This window comes from Oceanibaculum indicum P24 (genome assembly GCF_000299935.1).
In the GTDB taxonomy this organism is placed as follows: Bacteria; Pseudomonadota; Alphaproteobacteria; order Oceanibaculales; family Oceanibaculaceae; genus Oceanibaculum; species Oceanibaculum indicum.
On the sequence record NZ_AMRL01000003.1, the window covers coordinates 233,665 to 240,389 of the forward strand.

A 6,725-nucleotide genomic window follows, 5' to 3' on the forward strand; every position below is an offset into this window, starting at 1 on the left:
TATTTTTTAACCGATTGTCAGGACCCTGCTGTCAGTAGCGCGCGTGGCTCCGGGCCGCGCCAGCCAGCCGAAACCGAGGGAGTGATTTGGCGCCTTGTGCCGCCCCCGACGCACCCCGCCATTGGCCTGATCAGGGTCCCGACCAAAAAAGGAGGGGACATTGAGCTCCGAAACTTACGAGACGCCACCCGATGGCGACGTCCAGCAGATTGAGACCGACTACGAGGTTGGCCAGGACAATATCCAGCCCAGCATCGGTCCGTTCGGGCTGGACATCCATAATCCGGTCTTCCTGATCTCGGGCCTGACCATTGTCGCCTTCGTCTTCCTGGCGCTGGCGCTGCCGGGCCTGGCGGCTGACTTCTTCGGCTGGCTGCGGCCGGCCATCACCTCGACCTTCGACTGGTTCTTCCTGCTGTCGGCCAACATCTTCGTGCTGGTGTGTCTGGTTATCGTCGTTTCCCCGCTCGGGCGGGTACGCATCGGCGGCACCGAGGCGACGCCGGATTATTCCTATGCCACCTGGTTCGCGATGCTGTTCGCTGCCGGCATGGGCATCGGCCTGATGTTCTTCGGTGTGTCCGAGCCGATCTCGCACTTCTCCGCCTCAGTCGCGGAAGGGGCGGGCGGTCCTGACAGCTGGGCACCGCTGGCCGGTGCTGCCGGTGATCCGGTCGAGGCACAGCGCCTTGGCCTTGCCGCCACCATCTTCCACTGGGGCCTGCACCCGTGGGCGATCTATGCCGTGGTCGCGCTGGCGCTGGCGTTGTTCAGCTTCAACAAGGGGCTGCCGCTCAGCATGCGCTCGATCTTCTATCCGGTCTTCGGCGAGCGTGTCTGGGGCTGGACCGGCCATGTGATCGACATTCTGGCGGTGTTCGCCACCCTGTTCGGCCTTGCCACCTCGCTGGGTATCGGCGCCGAGCAGGCCAATGCCGGCCTCGAATTCCTGTTCGGCGTGCCGGAGGGCGAAACCTCCAAGGTGCTGCTGATCATCGGCATCACCGGCATCGCCACCATCTCCGTGCTGGCCGGCCTCGACAAGGGTGTCAGGCGGCTGTCGGAGGTCAACATGGTGCTGGCCGCCCTGCTGTTGCTGTTCGTCATCTTCGTCGGCCCGACGACGGTGATCCTGTCGGACTTCTTCGGCAATCTGGGCGCCTATGCCGAGTATCTGCCGGCGCTGTCAAACCCGTTCGGCCGTGAGGATGCCAATTTCAGCCAGGGCTGGACGGCCTTCTACTGGGCCTGGTGGATTTCCTGGTCGCCCTTCGTCGGCATGTTCATCGCCCGTGTCAGCCGTGGCCGCACGGTGCGGGAGTTCATCATCTGCGTGCTGATCATCCCGTCCATCGTTTCGGTGCTGTGGATGACCGCCTTCGGTGGCACTGCCGTGCACCTGATCGTGGACCAGGGCTATCAGGCGGTGGCCGACGCGGCGCTGGAGCTGAAGCTGTTCGTCATGCTGGAGGCGCTGCCGCTGACGGCGATCGCCTCCTTCATCGGCATCGTGCTGGTGATCGTGTTCTTCGTCACCTCGTCGGATTCCGGCTCGCTGGTGATCGACACCATCACCGCCGGCGGCAAGACCCATGCGCCGAAGCCGCAGCGCGTGTTCTGGTGCGCCTTCGAGGGTCTGGTGGCGATTGCCCTGCTGCTGGGTGGCGGATTGACAGCGCTACAGGCGGCAGCGGTCTCGACCGGCCTGCCCTTCACGCTGGTGCTGCTGCTCGGCTGCTACGCCCTGTTCAAGGGGCTGGCAAGCGAGCCACGCGGCTGACGATCCAGACCTAAGCGTCTGAAGAACCCCCGTCAGGCACCGCCTGGCGGGGATTTTTCGTTCCCGATGGGCTATCTCGCGCAATGCCCTATCTTGTGCGCCATGGAAATCGCCAGCGCAATCGGGCTTGCCCGGTCCCTCGTCCAATACCGGCTGAACCTGCCGAAGCAGCGCCGGCTGCGCCATCTCTATGGCCAGTTCGTGCGGCCGGGCGATCTGGCGTTCGATGTCGGCGCGCATCTGGGCGACCGGACATGGGCGCTGCGCGCGCTGGGCTGCCGGGCGGTGGCAGTGGAGCCGCAGCCATTGCCCGCACGGTTCCTCCACCGGCTCTATGGCGCCGCACCGGATGTGGCGCTGGAGCGTTGCGCGCTGGGGGCCGAGCCCGGCACGGCGGAGCTGCTGATCAGCCGCCGCCATCCGACCGTCTCCAGCCTGTCCGCCGGCTGGGTCGAACAGGCCAGGGCGAGCGACGGGTTCAGGCGCGTCAGCTGGGACCGGCGGGTGACCGTCGCGGTCGAGACGCTGGACGGGCTGATCGCGCGGCACGGCCTGCCCGCCTTCTGCAAGATCGACGTCGAGGGGTTCGAGTGCGCGGTGCTGCGCGGCCTTTCCCGGCCGATCCCGGCCCTGTCCTTCGAATTCCTGGCGGCCCGTCCCGACCTCACCGAGGACTGCCTGAAGGAGGCGGCCCGCATCGCCCCTTACCGCTGCAACATTGCCTATGGGGAGAGCCTGCGGCTGGCCCTGCCGGACTGGCCGGAGATCGCCGATTTCCGGGCCGTACTCCGCACACTGCCGGCGGAAGTCGTCTCCGGCGATATCTATCTTCGCCTGCCCCGGCCCTAAAAAATCCGGCCCGGCATGGCCATATCGGGTCAAATCCGATAGGTTTGACATACGCATGCTGCGTATTGCGCAGATCGACAGACAAGACCAGGAGTAAGAATATGAGTGCAGCCAAAGCCGGCGATACGGTTCGCGTCCACTATACCGGAACCATTGCCGACGGCTCGACCTTCGACAGCTCGGTCGGCAATGAGCCGATCCAGTTCGTCATCGGCGAGGGCCGGGTGATCCCCGGTTTCGAACAGGCTGCCGTCGGCCTGACCCCGGGCGAAAGCCGGACCGTGACCATTCCGGCCGGCGAAGCCTATGGCGAGCACCGGGCCGACCTGGTGCAGGAGGTGGAGCGTGCCTCCCTGCCGGCCGAGATCGAGTATGCCGAGGGGCTGCAGCTACAGGCGCAAGGGCCGAACCAGCAGCCGCTGATGCTGACCGTCACCTCGGTAACCGACGAGACCATCACGCTGGATGCCAACCACCCTCTGGCTGGCAAGGACCTGACCTTCGACATCGAGCTGGTCGAGATCGTCTGATCCCGCCTTCCAGCGTAAATACAGAAGCCCCGGCCCCGCGCCGGGGCTTTTTGCGTCTGCCGTTTTTTCCCTCTGCCCTTGCGGGAGAGGGCTTCCCTTCTGCCCCCTGCCCTTAGAGGGGGACTGATCGTCGCTCCTCAAGACGAGGTCATGGCTGGAGCAGCGACAGAGAATCAACGTTTACGACTACCGTCACCCCCGCACTTGTTGCGGGGGTCCAGGCTTCCGTTAGCTGGATCGTCGGTCGAGTGGGTTGAACCCTGGATTCCCGGGACAAGCCCGGGAATGACGGTCGGAAAAATTGCACCGCAATGTGCCACAATGTGCCTTCACATTCCCTCTCCCCTTGCGGGAGAGGGTTGCGCAGGCTTACGAGCGCAAGCGAGTTAGCCGGAGCTGGGTGAGGGGGAACCGCATGGGCCGAGCCGCCCCCTCACCCGGTTCGCTTACGCTCACCACCCTCTCCCGCGTTGGGGAGAGGGTTATAGTTCCCTACAGTCCCGAGCCTACCGCCCCGCCCTTGGGTGGGCCATGCGGTGGACCGATTGCAGCCGCGCGCCATCGACCTCGGTATAGCGCTGGGTGGTGGAGAGCGAGGCATGCCCCAGCAGTTCCTGAATGGCGCGCAGATCGCCGCCGCCGACCAGCAGATGCGTCGCGAAGCTGTGGCGCAGCGCATGCGGCGTCGCTGTCTCCGGCAGTCCCAGCGCCAGCCGCAACTTCTGCATCAGCCCCTGCGCAATACGGGGATTGAGCGGCCCGCCACGAGTACCGAGGAACAGCGGTGTCGCCGCGTCGCCGGCATGCGGGCACAGCGCCAGATAGGCCGCTATCGCCTCGGTGACCGCCGGCAGCACCGGCACGACGCGTTGCTTGTTGCCCTTGCCGGTAACCCGCATGACGCCGTCCGTGGGCACCGATCCACGCGTCAGCGACAGCGCCTCACCCAGGCGCAGCCCGCAGCCATAGAGCAGCGTCACCAGCGCGGTGTCGCGGGCGATCACCCAGGCCTCTGCCTCGGGGGCGGCGACAATGTCCACCGCGCCGACCAGCACATCGGCCTCCGCCTCGCTCAGCGCCTTGGGCACCGCATGCGGCAGCTTGGGCGTGCGGACATTATGGATAGCGGCATTGGCCAGTCGCCCATGGCGCTCCAGAAACCGGAAGAATCCGCGCACCACGGAAAAGGCGCGCGCGGTTGAGGTGCGGGCATAATCCTCATTGGCGCGGGCGGCGAGATAGGCACGGAAATCGGCGGCGCGCAGCGCCTCAAGGTCGGTCAGGCCGACATCATTGCCAAGATGGCCCGACAGGAAGCCGATGAAGGCCGCCAGGTCGCGTCCATAGGCCTCCACCGTGTGTGGGGAGGCGCGCTTTTCGTCAGATAGCCATTGCTGCCAGTCGGCGATGGCGGCGGCAAGGTCGGGTGCGGCGCTGAAGCCGGTCGCCGCCGCAGCCTCCCGGCCTATTCCGCCGGCAGGTCGAGCCATAGCCGCACGCAGCCCGCCATGGCCCGGGACAGGAACAGCAGCAATTCCGTCCCCAGCCCGGGATGGAAGGCATCGGGGTCGCGCGCGCCCAGCACCAGCAGGCCGTTCGGCGCCTTGCTGGAGAAATGCAGCCGCACCATCGCGTCGGACCGGATCAGGCTGGCCAGCCCGCCGAACACCTCGGGGTCACCATCAATGTCATTGCGCAGCCGCACCGGCTGACCGCTGCCCATCAGCTCGTCGATGGAGCCCTCGGCCAGGATGCGCACGCCGGCCATGCGGTCGCCCGCCAGCAGGAAGCCGTTGGTCTCCACGCACAGCGCCACTGCATCGACATTCAGCATGATGGCGAGGTCGCTGGTGACGATCTCGATCAGATGCTCGAAGCTGGTGGCGTTCATCATCGCCAGCACCGCCTCATGCGCACGGGCCTGGTTGGCGGCGTTGGCGCGCACGGTGGTGATCAGGTGCTGGTGCTGCTCGGCCAGCCGGGCGAGTTCGCCGCGCTGGCGCTGCACCAGAAAATATTGCAGGTCCACCACCCCGTCCCCATTGTCCCGCGTCGGCGGCGTCAGCACGTTGGCAAGGTGCGGATGCTGGACCAGGAAATCGGGATGCTTGCGCAGATAGCCATCGACCTCGGCGGCCGACAGCGGACGCGGGCCGGGCTGCACCGCTTCGGGCGAAGCGGTGCCGGCGCTGCGGGCGGTGCGGCTTTCCTCGGTCATATGGCCTCAGTCATCGGGGTGATGTCCCTGTCATCGTCCTTAAAGGATCGACTGGCCGGTCTTCTGCCAGTCGGCAAGGAAGGCCGCGAGGCCCTTGTCGGTCAGCGGATGGTTGAACAGCTGGCGCAGCGTCGAGGGCGGCACGGTGCAGACATCCGCCCCCAGCTTGGCGGCATCCACCACATGCACCGGGTTGCGGATCGAGGCGACCAGCACCTCGGTCGTGAAGGCCGGGTAATTGGCGTAGATCTGCACGATGTCGGCGATCAGCTCCATGCCGTCCTGGCCGATATCGTCGAGCCGGCCGACGAAGGGCGAGACGTAGGTCGCCCCCGCCTTGGCGGCGAGGATCGCCTGCGCGGCGGAGAAGCACAGCGTGACGTTGGTCTTGATGCCTTCGTCGCTGAAGGTCTTGCAGGCCTTCAGGCCGGCCTGCGTCAGCGGCACCTTCACCACCACATTGTCGGCGATGCCGGCGAGGTAGCGGCCCTCGGCGACCATGCCGTCAGCCTCGGTGGCGGTCACTTCGGCGCTGACCGGGCCGGGCACGATGGCGCAGATCTCGGCGATGACATCGGCCATCTTGCGGCCGCTCTTGGCGATCAGCGACGGGTTGGTGGTGACGCCGTCCAGCAGGCCGCTGGCGGCCAGCTCGCCAATCTCGGCGGTATCGGCGGTATCGACGAAGAATTTCATCGAGTAAGACTATCCTCAACATCGGAAATGACTTTATGGGTCGGGCAACGCTCGCATCCGGCCCTGCTCAGCGCTAAACCTACCGCATGACGAACGAAACGGCTAGGCCCGCCGCCGCACCGCAGCACGAGCTTTTACCGCGCCCCGGGCAACCGGCGGGCCGCGCGACCGTGCTGCTGCCGCTTCCGGTGGGAGACGGCTATGACTACCGGGTGCCAGAGGGCATGGCACTGGAAGAAGGCAGCTTTGTGGAAGTACCGCTGGGCAAGCGCCAGATGCTGGGCGTGGTCTGGCGGCTGGGCGGCGACAGCGCGGTGCCGGAAGCCCGGCTGAAGGACATTACCGGCGTGCTGGATGTCCCGCCGATGCCGGAAGCGCTGCGCGGCTTCGTCTCCTGGGTCGCCTCCTACACGCTGGCCGCCCCCGGCGCCGTGCTGCGCATGGCGATGAGCGTGCCGGCGGCGCTGGAACCGCCCAGGCCCGTTACCGCCTATGAAGCCGCGCCCGGCTTCGATGCGGAGGCGCTGCGCCCGACGCCAGCGCGCCGCCGCGTGCTCGCCTTCCTGGCCGGCCTGCCGCCGCTGCCCGCCGCCGAGATCGCGCGGCAGGCCGGTGTCTCGGCCGGTGTGGTGAAGGGGCTGGCGGAGGCTGG

Annotated in this window: 7 protein-coding genes; 4 read left to right on the top strand and 3 right to left on the bottom strand. The window is 66.8% G+C overall.

The window, feature by feature from the left end:
• Nucleotides 1–160 precede the first annotated feature (160 nt).
• From P24_RS04515 to P24_RS04525, 3 genes are all read left to right on the top strand, one after another.
• On the top strand, nucleotides 161–1,780 hold the full coding sequence (locus P24_RS04515) for a BCCT family transporter (RefSeq protein ID WP_008943519.1): 1,620 nt from the start codon (nucleotides 161–163) through the stop codon (nucleotides 1,778–1,780).
• Nucleotides 1,781–1,882: 102 nt separating this feature from the next.
• Entirely contained in the window at nucleotides 1,883–2,629 is a 747-nt protein-coding gene (locus tag P24_RS04520) for an FkbM family methyltransferase (protein WP_040706576.1), read from the top strand.
• 101 nt (nucleotides 2,630–2,730) lie between these two features.
• Complete coding sequence (locus tag P24_RS04525; RefSeq protein ID WP_008943521.1) at nucleotides 2,731–3,159, top strand: FKBP-type peptidyl-prolyl cis-trans isomerase; 429 nt, start codon at nucleotides 2,731–2,733, stop codon at nucleotides 3,157–3,159.
• A gap of 506 nt (nucleotides 3,160–3,665) precedes the next feature.
• Here the strand turns inward: P24_RS04525 and P24_RS04530 are convergent.
• From P24_RS04530 to fsa, 3 genes are read right to left on the bottom strand one after another with little or no spacing between them, the layout of a single operon-like run.
• Entirely contained in the window at nucleotides 3,666–4,649 is a 984-nt protein-coding gene (locus tag P24_RS04530) for a tyrosine recombinase XerC (RefSeq protein ID WP_051013074.1), read from the bottom strand.
• Entirely contained in the window at nucleotides 4,625–5,377 is a 753-nt protein-coding gene (locus P24_RS04535) for a DUF484 family protein (RefSeq protein ID WP_008943523.1), read from the bottom strand. The genes P24_RS04530 and P24_RS04535 overlap by 25 nt, the downstream gene beginning before the upstream one ends.
• Before the next feature lie 39 nt (nucleotides 5,378–5,416).
• The gene (gene fsa / locus P24_RS04540) at nucleotides 5,417–6,073 is read right to left on the bottom strand and encodes a fructose-6-phosphate aldolase (RefSeq protein WP_008943524.1); all 657 of its coding nucleotides are present in this window, start codon (nucleotides 6,071–6,073) and stop codon (nucleotides 5,417–5,419) included.
• Nucleotides 6,074–6,243: 170 nt separating this feature from the next.
• Here fsa and P24_RS04545 point away from each other — a divergent pair.
• A partial coding sequence (locus tag P24_RS04545) for a helix-turn-helix domain-containing protein (protein ID WP_008943525.1) occupies nucleotides 6,244–6,725 on the top strand: 482 nt, incomplete at its 3' end.